Consider the following 24,584-nt stretch of genomic DNA (forward strand, 5'->3'; position numbering starts at 1 on the left):
AAAAAGACATGGAGAATAATTTTCAGCAGTCAAATGTGGACCAAAGTATGAGTATTGCAGCGTTAGTAATAGGAATAGTGTCTATTATAGTTGCTTTTATACCTTGCATTGATATACTAGCCATAATTGGTGGGGTTTTAGCAATATTTTTTTCAGCAATAGGAATGTCTCAGGCAAAAAGTAACAATACTTCAACTACATTATCAAAAGTAAGCTTTATTGTAGGGATCATAGCATTATTACTTGCGGTTGTTTTTTCTTTATTTTATAGTTTTATTCTCGGATTATTAATGGAGTGAGATTAGTAAAAATTGCGATTTTGATATTTCATTTTAAGGTTTTATAATTTAACATGTCTAAGTGGTCTAAAAGTCTAAATAGGTTTAGTAATCATTTATTTGTTAATAACTTTGCTTTATTCTTAGTTTTTAGCATAAGTGTTTTTCTATTTTTGTAATAATTAAGATATAAAATATATGGAAAATAATTTAGGTTCGTCGAATGCAGGTCAAGGAATGGGTATTGCTGCTTTGGTATTAGGAATAGTAGCGGCTATAGCTGCATTTATTCCTTGTTTCGGTTTAATTGCAATACTTTTTGGAGTACTAGCTATCATTTTTGGAGCAATAGGCTTATCGCAAGCAAAAAAAGAAAATGCTCCTACTACAATGCCAAAAGCAGGTTTGATATTAGGAATAGTTGCAACAGCTTTTGTTATTATATGGATGTTAGTTGTTGTAGGAACAATTGGATCGGCTGTTGTGTCTCATAAAGATGAGATCGGTAAAGCTTTAGATTCTATAAATGCTGAAACGGAAAAACTACAAGATTCTCTAGAAAATAGTGTAGAGGTAACAATAGACACAGTTAAAGTAGAAGTAGAGAAATAATATATATTCTTTGGAAATAAAAACTTCTTATGGAATAGATTCTTATAAAAAGATAAACTTAATTTTTATTATATTAATTATGTTTATCTTTTTTTATTCCTATTTGTCAACCTTTTTGAATTTTGGAATACGCTCTACTTGCGAAGGTATGCCAATAAGCTATTGTAAAAGCCGTGGCTTAACAAGGGCCTTTTCTCAAATTCTGAATTTTAACTTCAAGCAGGCAATTGCTTACAATGCCTACAGCTTAAAAATTTTTTTATTTTTTCTAATTCAATTATTGGCTCGTTTGGTCATTAATAAAACAATTAATTTTTCTAATTTTAAGTTAGTATTGACTTTTGATATCATTTGCAGTTCTATATTTTTTGTTTTTTCATTTTATAACTTAGTTGTAATATAAAAATTAAGACTGAATAAATAGATTGATTAAAATGGGGTCTATTTGAAAAGAAAAATTATGAATTACGGAAACAACTAAACGTTCTGTTTGAAAAAATGAAAATTATCTAATTATCTAATTGACAATTTGTCCAATTTAATTTGTACTTTTGCCACGTTTTTTACACAACTACAATACAAACAACAACAGAATGAATCAAACGAAATATATTTTTGTTACAGGTGGTGTGACTTCTTCATTAGGAAAAGGGATTATCGCAGCATCTTTAGCAAAATTGTTACAAGCAAGAGGTTATCGCACAACTATTCAAAAATTTGACCCGTATATAAACGTAGATCCGGGTACATTAAATCCGTATGAGCACGGAGAATGTTATGTGACTGATGATGGCGCTGAAACCGATTTGGATTTAGGGCATTACGAGCGTTTTCTTAACGTTCCTACATCGCAGGCTAATAACGTAACTACTGGTAGAGTATATCTTTCGGTTATTGAAAAAGAGAGAAGAGGAGAGTTTCTTGGAAAAACGGTACAAGTAGTACCTCATATTACCAACGAGATTAAAGATAGAATGCAATTGCTAGGTAAATCTGGTGATTATGATATTGTTATTACAGAAATTGGTGGAACAGTAGGAGATATAGAGTCATTGCCTTATATTGAGTCAGTTCGTCAGTTGGTATGGGAATTAGGAGAAAATAACGGAATTGTTATTCACTTAACGTTAGTACCTTATTTAGCTGCTGCGGGAGAGTTGAAAACAAAACCAACACAACACTCTGTGAAAACTTTAATGGAAAGCGGTATCAAAGCTGATATTTTAGTTTGCAGAACAGAACATGAACTTTCAGATGAATTACGTAACAAACTTGCTTTGTTTTGTAATGTTAAGAGAGAAGCTGTAATACAGTCAATCGATGCATCTACAATATATGAAGTGCCTAATTTAATGCTTGAAGAAGGATTAGATGTAGTTGCTTTAAAGAAATTGGATTTACCTAAAAAAGCAGCTCCGGATTTAAAAAACTGGAATACGTTCTTAAAAAGATTAAAAAATCCAAAGCATACAATTAATATTGGTTTGATCGGTAAGTATGTAGAAATGCAAGATTGCTACAAATCAATTTTAGAAGCATTTATTCATGCAGGAGCTTCAAACGAAACCAAAGTAAATGTAGTCTCTATACACTCTGAGCATATTAATGCAGACAATATAGAAGAAAAATTAAAAGGTTTAGACGGAATTCTTGTTGCTCCAGGTTTTGGAGAAAGAGGAATAGAAGGAAAAATTGAAGCAGTACGTTATGCACGTGAAAATAAAGTTCCGTTTTTCGGAATTTGTCTTGGAATGCAAATGTCAGTAATCGAATATTCTCGTAATATTTTAGGATATACAGATGCAAATTCAACAGAAATGAATGAGAATACCGCTCATCCAGTTGTGAATTTGATGGAAGAGCAAAAAACAGTAACTGATAAAGGAGGAACAATGCGTCTTGGAGCATGGAAATGTGATATTACACCAGATTCATTGGCATATAAAATTTACGGCAAAACAACTATATCTGAGCGTCACCGTCACCGTTATGAATATAACAGTCAGTACGTAGATGAGTTACAAAAAGCAGGATTAATTGCTTCAGGAGTAAATCCAGATACAGGATTGGTAGAGATTGTAGAGTTAAAAGATCACCCATTTTTTATCGGAGTACAATATCATCCAGAATACAAAAGTACAGTTGCCAATCCGCACCCTATTTTTGTGAATTTTGTAGCTGCTGCAGTAACAGCTCACAAAAAATAATACGTATTTGTATAAGTTTCTAAAAACAGAAGAAACGCAAACATAAAATTTAGAATAAAAATTACAATGGAAGAAAAAAAATTTGATCTCAATTCGGTTATTGGTTTTATATTGATTTTTGGTATTTTGATTTGGATAATGTATCAAAACAAGCCTTCTGAAGCTACTATCGCAGCAGAAAAAGCCAAGAAAGAATTAGTTGCAAAACAAGAAGCTCAAGCTAAAGATGCTGCTGCTAAAACTGCGGCTTTACCAATTGCAACAGCCCCTGGAGATACATTGCAATTAGCAAAATTGCAAAAAACATTAGGTGGATTTGCTTATTCGGCTACGCTTCCTTCTGCTAAAGATGCTTATACAACAATCGAAAATGATGTAGTAAAATTAAAAATTGCCAATAAAGGTGGTTTTATAGTTGAAGCTATTTTGAAAAAATACGAAAAATTCCAAAAAGGATCAGGACAATTAGTAGAGTTGATTAAAGACAACAATGCTAACTTAAATATCCAATTAGCGACTAATGATAATCGTACTTTAAACACAAAAGATTTATTTTTTGAACCTACATTGACTAAAAATGGTGAGGATCAAGTATTATCAATGCGTTTAAAAGCTGGTCCAAATGAATTCTTGGAATACAAGTACGTATTGAAACCAAATGATTATATGGTTGGTTTTGATCTTCGTTCACAAGGATTAAACAAAGTTTTAAATACATCTAAACCATTAGATTTACAATGGAATTTAAAAACCTATCGTAATGAGAAAAGCATTTCTATTGAAAAGCGTTATGCAGAAATTTATTATGAGCATAAAGACGGAAAAGTTGATTATGCTGGTTTAGGAAAAAAAGAAGAGGTTACACCTGAAAGTTTAAGTTTTGTTGCTTACAAACAACACTTTTTCTCAACTATTTTATTGACAAAAAAACCTTTTGAAAAATCTAAATTAGAATCATTTGATTTAATTAATGACGAAAAAATAGATACAGTTTTTACTAAACAGTTCAAATCTAACATACCGTTAGTATTTTCAAATGGGGAGATTGATTATAATATGAGTTGGTACTTTGGGCCTTCAGATTATAAAACTTTAAAATCATATGATGCAAATTTAGAGCGAATCATTCCATTAGGTTGGGGGATATTTGGTTGGATTAATAAATTTATCTTCATTCCTTTATTTGGATTCTTGAGTTCAACAATGGGATTATCTTTAGGAATTGCTATTATCGTGTTTACGATTATTATTAAAATAGCGATGTCGCCAATTACATATAAATCATTCTTGTCGCAGGCAAAAATGAAAGTATTGAGACCAGAAATTACAGAATTGGGTGAAAAATACAAGAAAGACCCAATGAAAAAACAGCAAGAAACAATGAAGCTGTATAATAAAGCAGGAGTAAACCCAATGGCGGGATGTATTCCAGCCTTGATACAACTTCCGTTTATGTATGCTTCGTTCCAGTTCTTTCCATCTGCGTTTGAATTAAGACAAAAAGGTTTCCTTTGGGCAGACGATTTATCTTCATTTGATGCTGTTGTAAATCTACCATTTAATATTCCTTTATACGGAAATCATATTAGTTTGTTTCCAATATTGGCAGCAATTGCGATTTTCTTTTACATGAAAATGACATCTGGTGACCAACAAATGGCTGCTCCTCAACAAGAAGGGATGCCAGATATGGCTAAGATGATGAAAATCATGATCTATGTTTCGCCACTTATGATGTTGATATTCTTCAACTCGTATGGAGCAGGTTTAAGTTTGTATAACTTTATCTCTAACTTAATTACAATCGGAATTATGTATGTAATTAAAAACTATATTGTAGATAGCGATAAAATTCATGCTCAAATACAAGAAAATAAATTAAAAGAGCCTAAAAAACAAGGTAAGTTTCAAAGACGTTTACAAGAAGTTATGGAGCAACAAGAAGCGGCTAAAGCAGCTAAAGGCAAAAAATAATAGAAGTATTGAAAATAAAAAAATCTCGATTTATCGGGATTTTTTTATACCCGTATAATTTATTAATGAATTGTTTCGTTAAGATTAAAAACAGAATATAAGATGATTGGTAAAAGAATATTACTCGGTTTATTATTGTTGAATGCTTTTTTTATAAATGCACAAACATTAAATAAGCTAGATGAAAACGGAAAAAAAGATGGGCTTTGGAAAGGAACTTATGAAGAGTCTAAAAGGCCTCGTTATGAAGGGATTTTTAATCATGGTAAGGAAACGGGTGTTTTTAAATTTTACGATGATACAAAAGTGGCTAGTGTAATTGCAACTAGAGATTTTAGTGCAAATGATGGCAGTGCTTATACTATTTTTTATGATCAAGCGAAGAATAAAGTAAGTGAAGGCAAAGTCATTAATAAACTTTTTGATGGGGAATGGAAATATTACCACCAAGCTTCACCTACTGTAATGACAATTGAGAATTATAGTAAAGGAAAGCTAAATGGTTTACGATCTGTTTTTTATCCAAATGGAAAAATTGCTGAAGAAATGAATTACTCAAAAGATGTTAAGGAAGGTGCTTATAAAAGATATGCTGAAAACGGAACCATTTTAGAGCAATTGAACTATAAAAATAACGAACTCGATGGAGATGCTGTTTTTAATAACTCGAATGGTGTTGTTGCTTCGAAAGGAATATTCAGAAAAGGAAAAAAAATGGGCAATTGGCAGTTTTTTGAAAACGGAAAACTACTAAAAGAAGTCAATATGAGTGACCCAAAAAATACAAATGAAACCGCTACTAAGGTTGAAAAGAAGAAAAAATAAAATAACATTAAATATTCAGGTGAACTTCAATTAATAGCTGTTCAATGGATTTGTGTTGTTGTTATTTTGGAGGAATAAATACCATCAAAAACTATAATAACTTTTATCTACCCTTCGATTGGATAAACTAATGGAAACAATAGTTATTATCTGCAATTAAGGATTAACTTTGCAAAATAATTTTTTTTAGATTTCGAATATATGAAACGTGTTGTAGTAGGACTTTCTGGAGGTGTTGATTCAAGTGTTGCCGCTTATTTGCTGCAACAACAAGGATACGAGGTTATTGGTCTTTTTATGAAGAATTGGCATGATGATTCAGTTACAATTTCTAACGAATGCCCTTGGTTAGAAGATAGTAATGATGCTTTATTGGTAGCCGAGAAGCTTGGAATTCCTTTTCAAACCGTTGATTTAAGCGAAGAATACAAAGAAAAAATCGTTGATTATATGTTCAACGAATATGAAAAAGGACGCACACCAAACCCAGATGTGTTATGTAATCGTGAGATTAAATTTGATGTTTTCATGAAAATTGCATTAAGTCTTGGAGCTGATTATGTAGCAACAGGACATTATTGTCAAAAAGCAGAAATTGAGGTAAATGGTGAAAAAGTATATCAACTTATTGCTGGAGCCGATACTAATAAAGATCAATCTTATTTTTTATGTCAATTGTCACAAGAGCAATTGGCAAAATCATTATTTCCTATTGGAGCATTAACAAAACCAGAAGTACGCGAGATAGCTACCGAAATGGATTTGGTTACTGCCGAAAAGAAAGATTCACAAGGTTTATGTTTTATTGGAAAAGTTCGTTTGCCAGAATTTTTGCAACAGCAATTACAACCTAAAGATGGTTTAATTGTACAAATTGATAAAAACGACCCGATATATAATTCAGAGAAAGCAACAGGTTTGTCTCTTGAAAAAGAATTAGAATTTGAATCTCAAAAGCTACCTTATACTCCAAATATGGGTAAAGTAGTTGGGAAACATCAAGGAGCACATTATTTTACAATTGGTCAACGAAAAGGACTTAATGTGGGAGGAACAACAGATCCGTTGTTTATTATTGCAACCAACGTAGAAACAAATACAATTTATACTGGTTTAACGAGTCAACATCCTGGTTTGTTTAAAAAAGCATTATTTATAGAAAATTCAGAAGTACACTGGATTCGAACAGATATGGCTTTAAAAAACGGAGAACAAATGGAAGTAATGGCAAGAATTCGTTACCGTCAACCATTACAAAAAGCGACCTTACACCAATTTGAAGGTGGTATGTATATTCATTTCGATGAGCCACAATCAGCTATAACCGAAGGACAATTTGCTGCTTGGTATTTAGATAATGAATTAGTTGGTTCGGGAGTAATTTCTTAGATTAGTACTTTTTTACAGAGGGTCTTCCCTTTTTTTAAAGAAGTAACAAATGAAAAGATATTTCATATTTCTTTTTTTAATTATATCATCTGCGACTTTCTCGCAAGAAGAAGCATGGGTTTATTTTAACGGTAAACCCAATTCTCAAGTTTATTACGATACCCCTTTATTGATGCTTACGCAAAGAGCTTTGGATAGAAGAAGCAATCAAAAGATAGCTTTGGATCTAAAAGATATCCCTATTGAAACTACTTATATCAATCAGATAAAAGCAAGTTCAGGAATAACTGTTATGGCACAATCTAAATGGTTAAATGCTCTCCATATAAGAGGAACAAAAGCAAATATCAATACGCTAAAGTTATTCTCATTTGTGTCTAAAGTTGACTTTGCAAATAAATCATTAAACGAAACTGCCAAAAAAGGAACCTCGGATAAAGTAAAATCAACAGATAAAAATCTTAAAACTGCTGTAAATTACTCTTATGGTACATCGGTAAACCAGATCCAAATGCTTAATGGGCAAATTTTGCATGAACAAAACTATACAGGCTCAGGTAAAATAATAGCTGTTCTTGACGCTGGTTTTCCCGGAGTTAATACAGCAAGTACTTTTGACCGTTTACGAGTTAATAATAAAATCTTAGGGGGATATAACTATGTTTTAAGAAATTCTAACTTCAATACAGGAGTTTCTCATGGTACAGAAGTTCTCTCTACAATGGGAGGATTCAAAGAAAATGCTTTAGTTGGTACTGCTCCTGATGCTTCCTATTATTTGTTTATTACAGAGGATGATGCTTCAGAGAATCCAGTTGAAGAATCACTTTGGGTTGAAGCAGCAGAAGAAGCGGATAGATTAGGAGCTGATATTATCACGACTTCTCTGGGATATTTTGAATACGACAATCCAAATTATAGTCATTCGTATAGTGATATGAACGGTACAACAAACTTTATATCACGAGGAGCGGAAATTGCTTTTAGTAAAGGAATGATTGTAGTTGCGTCTGCAGGTAATGAGGGAGATGCTTTAGAGAAACACATTGGTGCTCCAGCCGATGCAATATCAGTAATTACTGTAGGATCAGTAACGGCAACCAAAGCGTTATCATCTTTTAGTTCTATTGGCCCTAGTTATGATCAAAGAATCAAACCAGATGTTATGGCGCAAGGAACAGCAGTTGTAGTATCGGATGTTTCTGGAAATATTGTTAAAATAAACGGAACTTCATTCTCATGTCCAATAATGGCTGGAGCAATTGCTTGTTTATGGCAGGCTTTTCCAAATAAAACAAATAAAGAAATCAGACAATTGGTTTTACAATCATCAGATAGGTATTTATCTCCGAGTACTCAATATGGTTATGGAATACCTAATTTTAGCTTAGCTTTAGATACAGCTTTAAATGTAGAGCCAATAGAAAAAACAGATTTTTTAGTATATCCTAATCCAACCAATTCTGATATTTCATTTACTTTGCCAAAAGATATTAATGAAGCCTTTCTAACAGTGTATTCTTTACTTGGTCAAAAGGTAGTTGAAAGACAAATTACCAATCAAAGCTCGATAGTTTCGTTGCAATCGTTACATTCTGGGATTTATTTTTATACTTTAGAGGCGAATAACCTGTATAAAACAGGAAAAATCATAAAACAATAATTGGCATTATTACATGAATAAAATAACAACTCTATTTAATATAAAGTATCCAATAATTCAGGCAGGAATGATTTGGAATAGTGGCTATAAGCTGGCAAGTGCAGTAAGTAACGCAGGTGGCTTAGGGATAATAGGAGCAGGCTCGATGTACCCAGAAGTATTACGGGAACATATTCAGAAATGTAAAAAAGCAACTTCAAAGCCCTTTGGAGTAAATGTACCCATGTTGTATCCTAACATTGACGAAATCATAAATATAATTATTGATGAAGGAGTGAAAATTGTATTTACATCGGCAGGAAACCCAAAAACATGGACATCTTTTTTAAAAGAAAAAGGGATTACGGTTGTGCATGTGGTAAGTAGTACTATTTTTGCCTTAAAAGCTCAAGAAGCAGGCGTAGATGCTATTGTAGCCGAAGGTTTTGAAGCAGGAGGGCATAATGGTCGTGACGAAACAACAACTTTTACATTGATTCCGATGGTTCGTGAAAAAATTACTATTCCGCTTATAGCTGCGGGAGGAATCGCAACAGGAAAAGGAATGCTTGCGGCAATGATTCTAGGCGCAGATGGAGTTCAGGTAGGTAGTCGTTTTGCAGCTTCAACAGAATCTTCAGCACATGAAAACTTCAAGCAAACAATTGTTGATGTTAAAGAGGGAGGTACTCAACTGACATTGAAGGAACTGGCTCCAGTACGATTAATTAAGAATAAATTTTATCAAGATGTTCAGGCATTGTATGAAAAGTGCCCAACAAAAGAAGAACTTGTAGCGCTTTTAGGAAGAGCAAGAGCAAAACGTGGCATGTTTGAAGGAGATTTAGAAGAAGGAGAATTAGAAATCGGACAAATAGCAGGACTTATTCATGATATTAAACCCGCTGCAGACATTATTGAGGAGATGATTTCAGATTTCGAAGAAGCACGTAAACAAACATTAAATTTAGATTTTTAAATAAATGAATCGAATAAAAATATATATAGTATTATTTTTTTTAGCACTTTGTATGCAACAATCCTATGCTCAGAGTTATAAGTTTAGAACTTCAGGTTATAGTGTTTTAGAGAAAAACGAAAGAGGAAAATGGGGCAAGTGGTCAGATCTAGAATTGGTTAATGTTTTAGTAGTTTTGGATACAGATAAAAATCGAATTGTAGTTAATTCACAAGAGACGCAAGTGTATCAAATTTTAGATTACATAGCCAGAGAAGAAAACGATACAGATATTGTATATTCTTTTGTTTGTAAAGATTTAAAAGGAAATGATACTAAATTATCAATCATCACTAGAAAGAAACAAGATAATAGAAAACAGCTGTATATAAATTTCAACGATCGAATTATTGTGTATAATATTTTTACTATCTAAATAGAAACGAACAAACCCGACAGATTTTTAAAACTTGTCGGGTTTGTTCGTTATTGCGGTTTATGAAATTTTAGTTCTTTGTGATTCAGTATCTCAGAAGCTAAAGAAAAATGCTATTCAATGTCCTTAATAAATTCATCATATTCTAGATAGAACATTTCGAGAGCATTCATTTTTTCGAAGTAAAAGTCGAATATTTCATCCCAATAGTTACGATTACTAAAACCAACACCTAGTTTCTCAATCCAAATACGGCTAATAGTTTTGCCACTTTCTAAAGTATATTCTTTTTCAAAAACAAGATCTTTGATGAATTCTTCTTCTAGAATATTTTTTAATGCTTCTAGTTTTTCATAGTAAGCATTTCGTTTGTCATCATTGCGATGCTCGATGTCTATTAAAACCTGTGCTTTTTTGTTATCGACATAAAATTTAAAAGAGAAATCTTTAATTTTGGTATCATAGAGCACCCATTTTCGGGGATACTTTTCGGCAAAAGCGACCCAAAATTCTCTCTTCATTTTCTGTGATTCTTCTTTACTGTACATTTTTAATAATTTGTATAGTCGTAACTATTTTTAATATTTAAGTTCAAAATTATTTACGTACAACGTACTATTTACACCTCCTTCATATAGAATTCCATCGGCACTAGAAGCAAAAACAACGCTAATGTGTGTAGGTTTATCATTAGGACTTCCGTAAAGTCCATTGCTAGGTTTCTGATAATCAGGAAAAGTAGAGTTTAACGTTCCGTAGGTCAAATCTACATTAATATTTTGAAGATTCATACCCATTGTTGTTTCGGTTCTATACCAACCAGTAGCAATACGTTTAATGGCATTGGGATTGTCTCTGTTTTCAAGAATTACATAAATATCAGCTTGATCGGTTTTATTTAAGACCTTGCCTTTTCCATCTTGATAAGGAATTCCAGCAGTGTATTTAATTTCGACAGCAAAGCTTTTGGGTCTGGCAGTAAACGGAATTCCGAATTGTGCTGAAGTAGATGGGTTTGCTATATTCAAAACAAATTTACCTGTAAATAATGTGCCAGATCCCATACGTTGGCTAACGAGTCCTGCCAAACTGCCTAAATCTTTGGTGATAATTTGTGCAATATAATCGGTTCCATTATTTAGATAGGGGTATGTGGTGACATTAGCACTGTTTGTGGTTGTAGTTCCATCATTGGCAGTTGCCCAAATTGAATTGTCGTCAGATCCTGGTTGTTGGTATTTCTTTCCTGATGGAGTATACCAGGTATCGAAATTGCTGTTATCTAATTGTGGATAAGCTCCTTCTTGGGTAACTGTAACGGTATAAGTGGCTTTATTTCCATTTTCGGCAGTAACAATATAAGTTTGAGGAGTTGTAAAGTCCCTAGTAGTTTCTTTATTTGGAGAAAGTGTTGCAAAAGTTGATAAGGCAATAGAGTCGATAGCTAGTTTAGTTATATCAGCTTCTGAATTTATAGTAACGGAGATTGTCTTTGTTTTTGTGTCAATGTTAGAAAACCCAGATTGATTCTGTAAAGTAAAGTAACGAATGTCATTTTTGTCAGATTTACCAAAATACGTGTCATTTACGCATGAAGCGAGGCTTAATAACAGAATAAAAAGTATTGTATTATAGAGTATTGTATTTTTCATCTTTACTTTCGTTTAAGTGGAAAATAATAGTAAAAACCAACATTTAAGCGTAGCAGATTTATGCTAAAATCAGCATCGGTTCCATGTGATTTTTCAGTGATTTCATCATTTGTTTTGGTTTGTGACCAAGAGGTGCTTATTCCTGCAACTTGTGCTCCGACTTCTACAGAAAACCCTTTTACAATATTTACCATGATGCCTGGGTTAATTTGTAATTCGACAACCTCATTTTTAGTATAGATTCTTTTAAGCAGGTTGTCTGTGGTTCTTTCTTCGATTATATTTTTGAAGTTAGCTCCTAAAAGGACTAAATTATATAGATAAAAACGCCCTTTGTTATCAATAGGAATAAAGTTTTTCATTCCTCCATATATTCCATAAGAATCTTTTGCATATTGTACAGCTGTTCGAACATTTTGCTGGTCGGTTTCAATTTGATTGCGGCGATCGTTTTCGTAACTTATTGAACCTCCTAAAGCAAGATTGTCTTTAATGAAGTACCCTCCATCTACACTCGTTTTAAATAAATTTCGAGAGCGATTGCTTATGTTTACAAAAAAGCCTTCTTTTACATCAGTATCTTTGGTTGAGAAATTAAAAGATATTCCAGTATAAATGTTTCCCTTAGATGTGAGCTTGTTTTTTGAGCTTATGCTATCCTTATTGATTTTATTTTGAGCACTAAAAGGTTGGATAAACAATAGTAGAACAAATAAAAAAGAATAGGTGATGATGATTTTCTTAATCATAAATTAGTTTTATAATACTTAAATATTCTGATTTAAAAATATATAGCAGTTATAAAAGTACGATTTTTATTGTGTTTTAATTTGTAAACAAAGATTTTAGAGGTAGGTGTTAATGTTAAAATTTGTGAGATGTTGAATTCTGAACTATATTTATATATTATTTAGAAACTCCTATATGAATTTTCAAAACGTATTGCATTATGTTCCTAGTCTTATTGCTGCAGAACTTCCTGCAGAAGTAGCACATTATAAAATGGCTCCATTGGAACGAATGGAAGTTATGAAAAATATAGATAGCAAAGTTAGTAATCCAAGAGTTGCCGCAGTAATGATGTTGCTGTATCCAAAAAATGAAATTGCACATTTAGTTTTAATTGTACGTAATGCCTACAATGGGGTGCATTCTTCACAAATTGCATTTCCAGGAGGGAAATACGAGAAAGATGATGGTAATTATGCTTATACAGCTTTGCGTGAAACACATGAAGAAATAGGTGTTTTACCTGGTAAAATTGAGGTTATAAAGGCATTTACGCCCACTTATATTCCACCAAGTAATTTTATTGTACATCCTTTTTGGGAATTTGTAAAGAAGAAATTCATTTTCGGCCAGATCCAAGAGAGGTAGCCGATATTATAGAGTTGCCACTTTCAGTTTTTTTGGATGATGAAATTGTTATTGAAACTATTTTATCAACTTCGTATGCAACAAATATTACAGTACCTGCTTTTAAAATAGAAAATCAAATTGTATGGGGAGCAACTGCGATGATATTGAGTGAGTTAAAAGAAGTTTTGAAAGAGAATATTGTAGATTAATTGAACGCTAAAGTAGGGGGTGTTATTTGCTTTAAAAGAATTTTTATACCTATATAATTCATATTCCATTAACTCTTTTTTACTTTTATTTTATATATAAAAGGTTCTTTTGTTTGATATATAGGTAGTTGCGATTTCCTGTGCTGGAGTGACTGTTAGTGAGAAATACAAGAATAAATTTCGTAAGTTTGTCTTTCTAATTTTCAAAATAACACATAAATTTATGGGATTGTTTAAAAGAAATCCTTTTGGCCATATACTATTTATAAAAAAATGGTTAATTCGAATTTTTGGTGCAATTACACACAGACGTTATCGAGGTTTTAACGAATTGCAAATCGAGGGTTCAGAAATTATAAGAAGTTTACCAGATACTAATGTCCTTTTCATATCCAATCATCAGACTTACTTTGCTGATGTTGTAGCTATGTTCCACGTTTTTAACGCAAGTTTGAGCGGGAGAGCGGATAATATTAAAAATGTAGGTTACTTATGGCAACCCAAGATGAATATCTATTATGTTGCCGCTAAAGAAACCATGAGAGCTGGTTTGTTGCCAAGAATTTTATCCTATGTTGGAGCAATAAGTGTAGAACGTACTTGGAGAGCTAAAGGTGTTGATGTTACCGAAAAAAGAGATGTAAATCCTAATGATACCGAAAATATAAAAATTGCTCTTAATGATGGATGGGTGATTACGTTTCCACAAGGAACTACGAAGTCATTCAAACCAGTTCGCAAAGGAACTGCGCATATTATTAAAGAGCATAGACCGGTTGTTGTTCCAATTGTAATTGATGGCTTCCGTCGTTCTTTTGATAAAAAAGGATTGCGAATGAAAAAGAAAGGAATTTTACAATCGTTTATAATTAAAGAACCACTTGCTATTGATTATGATAATGATACAATTGATGAAATTGTAGAAAAAGTAGAATATGCCATTGAGCAACATCCTTCATTTTTAAAAGTTATTCCAGCAGAAGAACTAAAATTAGAAGAAGAATTGAATAAAATGCGTAGATGGGGGTATTAGTTTTCTGTATAAATATAATTTTCTAAAAAGGGAGCTGTAAAATATATTTTACAGCTCCCCTTTTTTATTTTAAATGTATTTCTTAACCTTTGAGCCTTTGTGGCTCTGTTCTAAAATGTTGTGATTATAAATCAATCTTTTTAAGTTCTTTATAATTGTCATACAATCTTCGGAGTAGCGTGCCGTATACAAGTCTGTAGAAACACCATACTAAACCTAATGATATAAGGGTAACTAGAAGTAAAATACATATTACCATTAGCATTACTGTGCCGTTGGTTGCAATTTTCTCTTTAAGGTAGTTCATCTCGGGACTTGAGAAAGCAATAAAGAAGCTTATAATTGAACTAAAAACTACCATTGCCAAATTATACCAAACATAGTATTGAACCGTTTTACGAGTTTTTAAGATGCTACTCATTAATAATTTAGTAGATTTTGTAGTCGATATAGTAGTGTAGTTTTTATAGAAAAAATACACGAAAATTAGTACTACAATATAATTAAAGTTTGTTATCACTTCAAGATATAGTATGTATTCAGGATGATTGATTTGTTTTAAGAAATCATCAATGCTAAATACGAAATTTGATGCAGTCCAAAATAATATTTCTAGAAGACTTATAACCAAGATCCATTTTACAATCGATGAAGATTTTTTGTGAATCATATTATAAATTTCTACCTCAGATACTTGCTGAAAAGTATCTGCAGTTTTATTCCAATCTTTTTTAGTAAATCCAGCTCTTTCATATTTATTTTAAGGATTTAATATTTTTTTAAGTTTCCCTTTAATTCTGTTCATTTTCACTCGTGCGTTAACTTCACTAATTCCCAAAGTTTCAGCAATCTCTTGATAATCTTTATCTTCTAGATACATAAAAATCAATGCTTTTTCGATATCGTTTAGTTGGTAAACGGCTTTGTACATTAACTTAATCTGTTCCTCTTCTTCATAGTTGTAATCAACTTCTTTTATAAAATGTTGGTGATTTTCAAACTCTACAGTTGCTATCGAACGCTTTGTTTTTCGATATAACGTAATAGCGGTGTTTAGCGCGACTCGATAAGTCCAAGTAGAAAATTTGCTATCACCTCTAAATTTTGGATATGCTTTCCATAACTGAATCGTAATTTCTTGAAACAAATCCTTGTGAGCATCTTGGTTAGCAGTATATAATCTACAAATTTTGTGGATTATATTCTGGTTTGCCTGCAATTGCACAACAAATGAATGTTCTAAATTATCGTTCATATTGTATTAGTAGTATTAATGCCGATTTTGTTACAGTTTTTATTGCTTAAAGAAAAAAATTATAGTTCTTTCTCTTTGTAGTAATTAATCATTAAATCAACAAATTTACTATAGCTATCCATGCCATCTTTTTGCTGATTCATTTTCAGGAAATTGTCATAAAAAATATGAAAACCAGTTTCGATAAAAGTTTCATATTGCTTCCAGAAATCTTGGCTCTCTTTATAATTATTTAGAATTCCAGGGTGAACGGTTTTTACTATTTGGTTAAATAATTTTTCATCTTTTGCCCTTAAAATTCCTAAACAATAACGTAAAGCCATGCTATAGCCAGAATATTGTATGTATAAATTGTCGTTTTTTACAGAAGCCAAGAATCCTATAAAATTGCATTCACTCTCGCTAGCATAACCCATTTGGTGTGCCATTTCATGGTTCGCAGTCATCGGAAAGCTGTACATCGGACCAAGATTGTTTACTTGGGCTTCATTGGTAAATGGATTTAAATAACCGCCAAATCCCATATAGGTAAGAGGCAGACTGAAAAGCGATTTTTTTACACTTAAATGCGAATAGGTAAAATAAGGGTGCTCGGTTGCGAGATTATTATACCCATTTACATTCATTTTAAAAATCTGCTCTTGCGAATATGGAGATGTAACTTTGAGGTTGTTGTTTTTAGTTATTTGAGATTGAATTGAATTCGTTTTTGTGATTAGTTTTTTTGTAAAATCTAATAAATCGGCATCGGAATATTCTCTTTGTATTCCCATTTTTTCAAATAAAGGCACTCGGTAATAATTAAAAGCCCAAAGAAAATGGAATAGAAAATAGAATACCGAAAGATAACTTAAGATAGCCAAGATGTTATCCTTCCATAATAATTTCCATGATTTTCGTTTTAACCAAAGCCATCTTAAAAATAATACGATCAAGACAAAATAGATACAATCACCTATAGAAAAAGGAATCCATCCGAGTATGATTCTTGAAAAAGAAGCGATTTTTAAATATAATGCAGTACTGTAGTGTTTTTCGATGAATTCAGGAAAAAATGGAATAATCTTTAAAATAATGATTTGCAATAGTAAGAATAAGGGAAGAATGTATTTTCGTTTCACGGTTTTGCTTTTGGGTTAAAAATAATAATTAAAATAGTAGTTGACTTTCTTTTTTGTAAATTTGTTAATTAATAAAAGGAAAAATGACACAAATCACTTTAAATATTCCAGATGATGAATTGTCTTTCTTTATGCAGTTAATAGAGAAATTTAATTATGAAACTGTAATTAATGAATTTTCTGTAACTGAAGAAATGAAAAGTTTGTTAGATGAAAGAAGATCAACTTCAAAAGCTGATGATTTTCTTCCTTGGAATGAAGCAAAAAAACAATTACGTTTTAAATCTGGAAAATGATTTTTGAAGTTGTAATTGAACCAAGAGCAATTCTTGATATACAAGATGCGATTGATTATTATGAATCTAAGCAAAGTGGATTAGGAGAATATTTTTATCAAGTAATTGATGATCATATAGAAATATTGACTAGAAATCCTTTCTTTCAAATTAGATATAAAGATTATCACGGTGTCCCTACGAAAAAATTCCCTTTCATTATTTTTTATTTCATCGATGAAAAGTTGAAAACAATTTATATTCTATCTGTTTTTAATACATCGTTAAAACCTTCAAAATACCCAAAGTGATATTTTAATTCATAATATTTCTGGTGAAAATTTTAAAATAGTTTCCCCGCGAAAAAGAATTTAAACTTTGTAACTTTGAGATCTGAAAATGTTAAACTTCAAACAAAACATAATGAGTCAAGAAATAAGAAATTTAGAACCAAAAGAACTTTGGAATAAGTTTGCCGATTTGAATGCAGTACCACGTCCATCTAAAAAAGAAGAGCGTGTTATTGAGTTCATGAAAAACTTCGGTACTAGTTTAGGATTAGAAACTTTTGAGGATGAAATTCGTAATGTAATTATCCGTAAACCAGCTACTCCAGGAATGGAAAATCGTAAAGCTATTGTTTTACAAGGGCATTTGGATATGGTACATCAAAAAAATGCCGATACGGTTTTTGATTTTGATACCCAGGGAATAGATATGTATGTTGATGGGGATTGGGTTCGTGCTCGCGGAACTACACTTGGTGCAGACAATGGACTTGGAGTTGCAACAATAATGGCAATTTTAGAAAGTAAAGACATTCCACATCCTGCAATAGAAGCGTTGTTTACAATCGACGAAGAAACAGGAATGACAGGAGCGTTAAATCTAAAAGGAGGAATTCTTCAAGGTCAGATTTTATTGAATTTAGATACTGAAGAAGATGATGAAATTGATATTGGTTGTGCAGGAGGAATTGATGTAACTGCTACAAGAACATATAATGAAGAAGATGTTCCAGAAGGTTCAGTTGGACATATTATTACTGTAAAAGGACTTAAAGGAGGTCACTCGGGGATGGATATTCATAAAGGGTTGGGTAATGCCAATAAAATTATGAACCGTTTGTTGTTTGATGCTTTTGAAAATTTCGGATTGCAAGTAGTTGAGATTAACGGAGGAAGTTTGCGTAATGCAATTCCGAGAGAAAGTGTAGCGAAAGTAATCATATCAGAGATGTTTGATGAAGCTTACATTTTTGACATGCAAGAAATTATCAATGATATTAAAACGGAGTTTAAAACGACTGAACCAAATCTTACGATAGAAATCGTTAAATGCGATTTGCCTGAAAAAGTAATGGATTTAGGAGTTCAAGAAGGTATCATTCGTGCAATTTATGCTGCTCATAATGGAGTTTACAGAATGAGTGCTGATATGGCAGACTTAGTTGAAACTTCGAACAATATTGCTCGTGTTATAGTAAAAGATGGTGAAATTAAGATTGGATGTCTAACGCGTTCTTCTGTTGAAACATCTAAATTTGATTTGGCTAACTCATTGCGTTCAGCATTTGAACTAGTAGGTTGTGAGGTAGAACTTTCAGGAAGTTATCCAGGTTGGACACCAAATGTAAACTCTGAAATATTAGATGTTCTAGTTGGTATCTACGAAAAACAAAATAACGAAAAGCCAAAAGTTGTGGCTTGTCATGCAGGTTTAGAATGTGGTATTTTAGGGACTAATTATCCAGATATGGATATGATTTCTTTTGGACCAACAATTCATGGAGCACATTCACCGGACGAAAGAGCAAGTATTTCATCTGCTCAAAAATATTGGAAATTTGTTTTAGAGATTCTTTCTAATATTCCAGTAAAGTAATAAAGTTGACAGTCGCAGTTTTCGGTAAGCAGTTTTAACTGAGTACTGAAAACTGTGACTGAATACTAAAAATTAGTCTCTTTTAGGACTGTTTTTCTTTTCTCTCTTTTCCTCTTTCTTTTCTTTTGCAGTTTTAAGAGGTTCTTTTTTTTGTGTTTTCTTAGCGTCTTGACTCTTTGCCATGATATTCTAGTTTAGTTAATTTCTTATTATATAAAAGTAAATATAGTAACTATTTTTAGAAGATTACTCTTAATCAGCTATTAAAGCATATCAATTCAAGTTTATTATTTAGAGGGCTGTCTGTATACTTCAATGGAGTCTTTTGCCAGTCGAATTTTGAGCCACGATTTTAATTTATGATTCATTTCTTTGTCTAATTCTTTCTTGCTTTGATATAAAACAATAGGTATTATTTTGGTGTTTTGCGCATTTTTATAAGAGTAATTTCCAATAACTAATGATGATATGTAAGGGAAAAGCACTTTAGATTCGTCAGTAATTTGTTCATTGTTGAATTGATATTCAGCTAGTTGTTCGCGTAAGCTGTTAATTAAAATGTCTTTTTTATCGACTAGGTCTTTGCTAGAGTTCATCTTGTTGAGGATGTCCCGACTTATATTAAAAGTATCTTGTTGAATTAATAGTTGGGTATTTGGTAGATTATAGTCAATTAGTTTTTTATTTAAATTGCTAATTTCTTCGTTGTTAAATTTTTTAGATAAAAATGCAAGTTCTATCTTTTTAGGATTACTATTGTATTCTATCTTTTTGTATATTATTGGATAATCATGATCTGTGAACTCTTTTTTAATGAAAATTTCAGTCTTTAAACGATAGCTTTTTTCAACAAAAAGCTGATACGCAAAATAGATACTTGGTAAAATCATTAGCATGATAAGTATAGTGATACCGTATTTTACTTGTTTTTCATGTTTTGTATCTAATTGTTGAGTAACAGGGTATTTCAGGAATTTTACGATTATAAAAGTTGCAATACAAATAAACACACAGTTTATAGCGTATAGATACATGGCTCCTAAAAAATAACCGATGTTTCCTAAAGCTAAGCTATATCCAGCAGTGCATAATGGAGGCATTAAAGCTGTTGCTATTGCAACACCAGGAATTGGATTTCCTTTTTCGACCCTTGTTACTGCAATAACGCCAACTAAACCGCCAAAAAAGGCGATTAATATATCATATATATTTGGAGAAGTTCTGGCTAAAAGCTCTGATTGTGCTTCTTTAAAAGGGCTTGCGTAGAAATATAAAGTAGAGATTGCTAAACTTACAAATGTAGCAATTAGAAGGTTTTTTATAGACTTCTTTACTAATTCAAAGTCATACATACCTAGTCCGAAACCTGCTCCGACAATTGGTCCCATGAGAGGTGAAATTAACATAGCGCCAATTATTACTGCTGTTGAGTTAACATTTAAACCAACGGATGCAATTAGTATTGCGCAGGCTAATATCCATAAGTTAGAACCTCTAAAAGATATGGAACTAGTGATGTTCTCAATTACTTTTCTTTTGTTTTCTTCTCCTTTATGAAGATCTATAAAGTTTAGGACTTTGTTTATTTCTTTTTTCATTTACAAAGGAGTTTTCAGAACGTTAAATTACAAATTTTATATCAGAATGTTTCTATGGATGTGCGTTGTTGTGCCAAAAAAAATCCTCAGCTACTTTTAGTAGTGAGGATCGTTTTTTTATATTTTTAAAGGACTAGTTACGTTTAAGGATTTTATATTGTTCATAACAACCGCTTATTGCATCCATTATTTGTAAATCGTTTGCGCCTTGTATGAATGAATCAGAATAGTTGCAACGTTTTAAAATCTCAGGAATTTCATCTTTGCTTACTCCAAGTAATACGGCTACGGTTTCTCTGTCAAATTTTGATTCTAATAGATTACGAACAGTATCGTCTTTTTTCATTTCCTTAAGCTTCTTTAATTCTTTAGGGTTTTTTCCGAAAAAATTATAAAGTACATCGGCTGGATTAAAGATAGATCCCAGTACTTTACCAAAAGCATTAGGGGAGTACTCTCCTGCTTCATATCCCTGAGTTAATCCTGATATGCTATAACGGTAGTTTTCTTTTGAAGGAATAAGTTTTGAGTCAACTTCTAGATATCCAGTTAAATTAAAAGGTCTTATTACAACTTCTTCAAGTGCAATTGCTTTTTCTGTAAGCTGAATTTTAGTGACTTTGTTTTTTATCCAGTCATTAGTAACACGTATTCTTAAGGATTGAAATCCTAAAATAGAGAAGTGTAAGGTATCGTTTGGCTGAACATCAATTTCAAAATATCCTTTTGCATCAGATGTAGCACCTCTTACTTTGTTAAGATTGATGATGTTTACGCTAGATAAAGGGAGTTTTGTGTTGTCGTTAACAATGTAACCAGATACGCGTTGAGGATGCTCTTTGTCTTGAGAAAACGCTGCTGTGGATAGTACTAAAAATAAGAAGACTACAAAATATTTCATAAACTGATTTAAAACTCTAAAAGTAGTAATCAGGATTGAATATTTTGTAGTCTTCTGGTATAATTATCAGAAAATTAACAAAGAGAATTAATCTCTTCTTGGTCTTCTTGGTCTTGATGAATCGCCAAAGCTTTCAGAACGTCTAGGAGCTCTGTCTGAACCACCTTCATTTCTTGGAGCAGAGCTTCTGAAACCACCTTCTCTTGGAGCGGAGTTTCTGTCGCTTCTAAAGCCACCTTCTCTTGGAGCAGAGTTTCTGTCGCTTCTAAATCCTCCTCCAGAACCTTCTCTTCTTGGACCAGAACTTCTTCCGCCACCGAAACCACCACCAGAATTTCTTCCGTTATGGTCACGTCTTCCACCACCGTCATTTTTAGAAATTTCAACATTAATTCTACGTCCTTCTAATTGAACGTTGTTTAATACTTCCATTACTTTATCAGTGTGCTCAGGGTCAGTGTTAAAGAAAGAGAAACCTTCTTTTACATCTACTTTGAAAACGTCATCACGACCTAAGTCTAATGTTTCTTTCAAGTAATCTTTTAATGACATCCAATCAAAATTGTCTCTTGATCCGATGTTAACAAAGTATCTAGTTGCTCCACCATTGTTGTTAGGTCTTGCAGCACCATCTCTGTCATCACGTCTGTCAGAACCAGATGATTGATTAGAGATATCTCTGTTCTTTTTGTAATAAGCAATAAAACGGTTAAATTCAACAGAAACCATTTTCTTGATTAATTCTTCTTTTGTAAGTCCTTCTAAAACATTGTTAATAGCAGGAAGATAGTTGTCAATTTCGTGATCAACTTCAGTATCTTTAATCTTATTAGCTAAGTGTAATAATTGAATTTCGCAAATTTCGATTCCAGAAGGAATTGTTTTTTCTTCAAATTTTTGTTTGATGATTCTTTCAATTGAAGAAATTTTACGTAATTCACTTTTAGTAACAATTACGATAGAAGTTCCTAATTTTCCAGCTCTACCAGTACGTCCAGAACGGTGATTGTATGTTTCAATCTCGTCAGGTAATTGGTAGTTTACAACGTGAGTTACGTTATCAACATCAATTCCACGTGCAGCAACGTCAGTAGCAACAAGCATCTGAATTTGTCTTCCACGGAAAGATTTCATTACGCCATCACGTTGTGCTTGAGATAAATCTCCGTGCAACGCGGCTGCGCTATATCCATCTTCAATTAATTTTTCGGCAACGGCCTGAGTATCTCTCTTAGTACGACAGAAAACTACAGAGAAAATGTCTGGATTAGCATCAGCTAAACGTTTTAAAGCCTCGTAACGGTCACGTGCATTTACTAAGTAAAATTCGTGAGATACAGTTGAAGAACCTGAGTTTTTAGCTCCAACAGTAATTTCTAATGGGTCATGCATGAATTGTTTTGCAATTCTAGCAACTTCTTGTGGCATAGTTGCAGAGAACAACCATGTGCTTTTTTCGTCTGGAGATGTAGATAAGATATTTACGATATCTTCGTAGAATCCCATGTTCAACATTTCGTCAGCCTCATCAAGAACGCAATAGTTGATTTGAGAAATGTTTACCAATCCTCTGTTAATCATATCTTGCATTCTACCTGGAGTAGCCACAATAATTTGTGCTCCTCTTTTTATGTCTCTAGCTTGTTCTGTAATACTTGCACCACCGTAAACAGCTACTACGTTAATACCTTTTTCGTATTTAGAGTAGTTTTTAATTTCGTTAGTAATTTGCAAACAAAGCTCGCGGGTTGGAGATAAAATTAATGCTTGTGTATTTCTATTGTTGGCATCAATTTTCTGAATTAGCGGAAAACCAAAAGCTGCCGTTTTCCCTGTCCCTGTCTGAGCCAACGCAACCATATCTGTGTCTTTTTCCAATAATAGGGGAATCGCTTTCTCCTGTACTTCGGTCGGATTTTCAAATCCTAGATCTAAAATCGCCTTCAGTAACGATTCACTCAATCCTAATTGTTCAAATTTATTCATATGTATTTTTAAAATAGGGTGCAAAATTACTGTTAATTATTCAGATAAACTAATGCTATTTTAAGAATTGTGTATTTATTATGATTTGATTATCAAATAGTTATATTTATGCTTTGCAATTATGTAGTCATTTTTTTAGAAATTGAAGCAAAAAAACGTCTTGAAATTTAAAATTTGTACTATAAAATGTTGCATTTTAAACAATTATTAAATTATGTTCAGAAATTCGATAAGTTGTTGCGTTGCTTTTGCACGATGGCTAATTTTATTTTTGATGGTTAAAGGTAATTCTGCAAACGTTTCCTCATATCCTTCAGGCTGAAAAATTGGATCATAACCAAAGCCTTGATTTCCTTTTTTATTATGAGTAATTGTTCCGTTGGCAATCCCTGTAAATAAATGTTGCTTTCCGTTAAGATTCAATGCAATTACAGTTTTAAAATGAGCATTACGATTAGTAGCATCATTTAATCCTTCTAAAACTTTATTCATATTATCATCAGAGTCACGTTGCTCTCCAGCATATCTAGCTGAATAAACTCCGGGTTCATCATTTAAAGCATATATTTCAAGTCCGGTATCATCAGCAAAACAATCGTAGCCATATTTTTCAGTTACATAATCGGCTTTAAGGATGGCATTTCCCTCAATAGTATCTGCAGTTTCTGGTATGTCTTCATGGCAGCCGATATCTTCAAGGCTTAGTATTTTTATGCTGCCATTGAGTATGCTCTGTATTTCGAGAATTTTATTTTTATTATTAGAAGCGAAAACTAGATTCATTATATAATAGGTGTATAATTAAAAAATATGTTTACACAAAGTTACAATGTTTTAAGTGAATTTTGACTTTGCAGTTTTTATGGAGTTATTGAATCTTAGTTAAAGTTCAAAACCAAGATAGTAAGGAATTTTAGTTTCACGCAAAATAATCCCAAACTTGTCATTTCGAGGAACGAGAAATCTCCGCAAGAAACTAACTCACAGTAT

Annotated in this window: 26 protein-coding genes; 16 read left to right on the plus strand and 10 right to left on the minus strand. The window is 32.2% G+C overall.

The annotated features are described in order from the left end of the window. Positions 1 to 8 precede the first annotated feature (8 nt). From EAG11_RS02415 to EAG11_RS02460, 10 genes are all read left to right on the plus strand, one after another. Positions 9 to 299 (plus strand): hypothetical protein, encoded by a 291-nt coding sequence (locus tag EAG11_RS02415; protein ID WP_129537728.1) that lies wholly within the window; start codon positions 9 to 11, stop codon positions 297 to 299. 177 nt (positions 300 to 476) lie between these two features. Further along, complete coding sequence (locus EAG11_RS02420; protein WP_129537729.1) at positions 477 to 890, plus strand: DUF4190 domain-containing protein; 414 nt, start codon at positions 477 to 479, stop codon at positions 888 to 890. Positions 891 to 1,038: 148 nt separating this feature from the next. After that, complete coding sequence (locus EAG11_RS22720; protein WP_371414654.1) at positions 1,039 to 1,293, plus strand: DUF2752 domain-containing protein; 255 nt, start codon at positions 1,039 to 1,041, stop codon at positions 1,291 to 1,293. A gap of 190 nt (positions 1,294 to 1,483) precedes the next feature. Then, positions 1,484 to 3,097, plus strand: coding sequence for a CTP synthase (locus EAG11_RS02430; protein ID WP_129537731.1), 1,614 nt, complete (start codon positions 1,484 to 1,486; stop codon positions 3,095 to 3,097). A gap of 66 nt (positions 3,098 to 3,163) precedes the next feature. Continuing rightward, complete coding sequence (gene yidC, locus EAG11_RS02435) at positions 3,164 to 5,071, plus strand: membrane protein insertase YidC (RefSeq protein WP_129537732.1); 1,908 nt, start codon at positions 3,164 to 3,166, stop codon at positions 5,069 to 5,071. 102 nt (positions 5,072 to 5,173) lie between these two features. Further along, positions 5,174 to 5,896 (plus strand): toxin-antitoxin system YwqK family antitoxin, encoded by a 723-nt coding sequence (locus EAG11_RS02440; RefSeq protein ID WP_129537733.1) that lies wholly within the window; start codon positions 5,174 to 5,176, stop codon positions 5,894 to 5,896. Positions 5,897 to 6,097: 201 nt separating this feature from the next. Continuing rightward, complete coding sequence (gene mnmA / locus EAG11_RS02445; RefSeq protein WP_129537734.1) at positions 6,098 to 7,285, plus strand: tRNA 2-thiouridine(34) synthase MnmA; 1,188 nt, start codon at positions 6,098 to 6,100, stop codon at positions 7,283 to 7,285. A gap of 49 nt (positions 7,286 to 7,334) precedes the next feature. Next, a complete protein-coding gene (locus EAG11_RS02450; RefSeq protein ID WP_129537735.1) occupies positions 7,335 to 8,948 on the plus strand; it encodes a S8 family serine peptidase in 1,614 nt (537 codons plus the stop codon). 13 nt (positions 8,949 to 8,961) lie between these two features. Beyond that, positions 8,962 to 9,906 (plus strand): nitronate monooxygenase family protein, encoded by a 945-nt coding sequence (locus tag EAG11_RS02455; protein WP_129537736.1) that lies wholly within the window; start codon positions 8,962 to 8,964, stop codon positions 9,904 to 9,906. 4 nt (positions 9,907 to 9,910) lie between these two features. Continuing rightward, entirely contained in the window at positions 9,911 to 10,321 is a 411-nt protein-coding gene (locus EAG11_RS02460) for a hypothetical protein (protein ID WP_129537737.1), read from the plus strand. A gap of 113 nt (positions 10,322 to 10,434) precedes the next feature. Here EAG11_RS02460 and EAG11_RS02465 read toward each other — a convergent pair whose 3' ends face one another. Genes EAG11_RS02465 through EAG11_RS02475 form a run of 3 tightly spaced genes read right to left on the minus strand, consistent with a single transcriptional unit; the run spans position 10,435 to position 12,722 of the window. Beyond that, a complete protein-coding gene (locus EAG11_RS02465) occupies positions 10,435 to 10,869 on the minus strand; it encodes a DUF4268 domain-containing protein (protein WP_129537738.1) in 435 nt (144 codons plus the stop codon). A 30-nt stretch (positions 10,870 to 10,899) separates the two neighbouring features. Beyond that, positions 10,900 to 11,973 carry a PCMD domain-containing protein gene (locus EAG11_RS02470; protein WP_129537739.1) on the minus strand — a complete coding sequence of 358 codons (1,074 nt, stop codon included), beginning with the start codon at positions 11,971 to 11,973 and terminating at the stop codon, positions 10,900 to 10,902. A gap of 2 nt (positions 11,974 to 11,975) precedes the next feature. Further along, on the minus strand, positions 11,976 to 12,722 hold the full coding sequence (locus EAG11_RS02475; protein WP_129537740.1) for a hypothetical protein: 747 nt from the start codon (positions 12,720 to 12,722) through the stop codon (positions 11,976 to 11,978). 175 nt (positions 12,723 to 12,897) lie between these two features. On the opposite strand from EAG11_RS02475, the gene EAG11_RS02480 reads away from it, so the two are divergent. The 3 genes from EAG11_RS02480 to EAG11_RS02485 all read left to right on the plus strand — a co-directional run bounded on the left by EAG11_RS02480 (position 12,898) and on the right by EAG11_RS02485 (position 14,574). Further along, the gene (locus EAG11_RS02480) at positions 12,898 to 13,350 is read left to right on the plus strand and encodes a CoA pyrophosphatase (RefSeq protein WP_371414618.1); all 453 of its coding nucleotides are present in this window, start codon (positions 12,898 to 12,900) and stop codon (positions 13,348 to 13,350) included. Between the two features lie 14 nt (positions 13,351 to 13,364). Continuing rightward, the gene (locus EAG11_RS22725; RefSeq protein ID WP_371414619.1) at positions 13,365 to 13,541 is read left to right on the plus strand and encodes a hypothetical protein; all 177 of its coding nucleotides are present in this window, start codon (positions 13,365 to 13,367) and stop codon (positions 13,539 to 13,541) included. A 223-nt stretch (positions 13,542 to 13,764) separates the two neighbouring features. Continuing rightward, entirely contained in the window at positions 13,765 to 14,574 is an 810-nt protein-coding gene (locus EAG11_RS02485) for a 1-acyl-sn-glycerol-3-phosphate acyltransferase (RefSeq protein ID WP_129537741.1), read from the plus strand. 124 nt (positions 14,575 to 14,698) lie between these two features. Here EAG11_RS02485 and EAG11_RS02490 read toward each other — a convergent pair whose 3' ends face one another. From EAG11_RS02490 to EAG11_RS02500, 3 genes are all read right to left on the minus strand, one after another. Further along, the gene (locus EAG11_RS02490; protein WP_242499245.1) at positions 14,699 to 15,244 is read right to left on the minus strand and encodes a hypothetical protein; all 546 of its coding nucleotides are present in this window, start codon (positions 15,242 to 15,244) and stop codon (positions 14,699 to 14,701) included. 90 nt (positions 15,245 to 15,334) lie between these two features. Next, entirely contained in the window at positions 15,335 to 15,829 is a 495-nt protein-coding gene (locus EAG11_RS02495) for an RNA polymerase sigma factor (protein ID WP_129537742.1), read from the minus strand. A gap of 59 nt (positions 15,830 to 15,888) precedes the next feature. Next, positions 15,889 to 16,950 carry a DUF3810 domain-containing protein gene (locus EAG11_RS02500; RefSeq protein ID WP_129537743.1) on the minus strand — a complete coding sequence of 354 codons (1,062 nt, stop codon included), beginning with the start codon at positions 16,948 to 16,950 and terminating at the stop codon, positions 15,889 to 15,891. 83 nt (positions 16,951 to 17,033) lie between these two features. On the opposite strand from EAG11_RS02500, the gene EAG11_RS02505 reads away from it, so the two are divergent. From EAG11_RS02505 to EAG11_RS02515, 3 genes are all read left to right on the plus strand, one after another. Beyond that, complete coding sequence (locus tag EAG11_RS02505; RefSeq protein WP_129537744.1) at positions 17,034 to 17,246, plus strand: hypothetical protein; 213 nt, start codon at positions 17,034 to 17,036, stop codon at positions 17,244 to 17,246. Then, entirely contained in the window at positions 17,243 to 17,536 is a 294-nt protein-coding gene (locus tag EAG11_RS02510; RefSeq protein ID WP_129537745.1) for a type II toxin-antitoxin system RelE/ParE family toxin, read from the plus strand. The genes EAG11_RS02505 and EAG11_RS02510 overlap by 4 nt, the downstream gene beginning before the upstream one ends. Positions 17,537 to 17,648: 112 nt before the next feature. Then, the gene (locus tag EAG11_RS02515; RefSeq protein WP_129537746.1) at positions 17,649 to 19,109 is read left to right on the plus strand and encodes an aminoacyl-histidine dipeptidase; all 1,461 of its coding nucleotides are present in this window, start codon (positions 17,649 to 17,651) and stop codon (positions 19,107 to 19,109) included. 287 nt (positions 19,110 to 19,396) lie between these two features. Here the strand turns inward: EAG11_RS02515 and EAG11_RS02525 are convergent, their stop codons facing one another. The 4 genes from EAG11_RS02525 to EAG11_RS02540 form a co-directional block, all read right to left on the minus strand. After that, positions 19,397 to 20,707 (minus strand): DUF389 domain-containing protein, encoded by a 1,311-nt coding sequence (locus EAG11_RS02525; RefSeq protein ID WP_129537747.1) that lies wholly within the window; start codon positions 20,705 to 20,707, stop codon positions 19,397 to 19,399. Positions 20,708 to 20,840: 133 nt separating this feature from the next. Then, the gene (locus EAG11_RS02530) at positions 20,841 to 21,608 is read right to left on the minus strand and encodes a carboxypeptidase-like regulatory domain-containing protein (RefSeq protein ID WP_129537748.1); all 768 of its coding nucleotides are present in this window, start codon (positions 21,606 to 21,608) and stop codon (positions 20,841 to 20,843) included. A gap of 87 nt (positions 21,609 to 21,695) precedes the next feature. Then, positions 21,696 to 23,594, minus strand: coding sequence for a DEAD/DEAH box helicase (locus tag EAG11_RS02535; protein WP_129537749.1), 1,899 nt, complete (start codon positions 23,592 to 23,594; stop codon positions 21,696 to 21,698). Between the two features lie 207 nt (positions 23,595 to 23,801). Beyond that, positions 23,802 to 24,377: a non-canonical purine NTP diphosphatase gene (locus tag EAG11_RS02540; protein ID WP_129537750.1), complete on the minus strand. Its 576-nt coding sequence runs from the start codon at positions 24,375 to 24,377 to the stop codon at positions 23,802 to 23,804. Positions 24,378 to 24,584: the final 207 nt, after the last annotated feature.

This window comes from Flavobacterium sp. 140616W15 (assembly GCF_003668995.1).
Taxonomy (GTDB): domain Bacteria; phylum Bacteroidota; class Bacteroidia; order Flavobacteriales; family Flavobacteriaceae; genus Flavobacterium.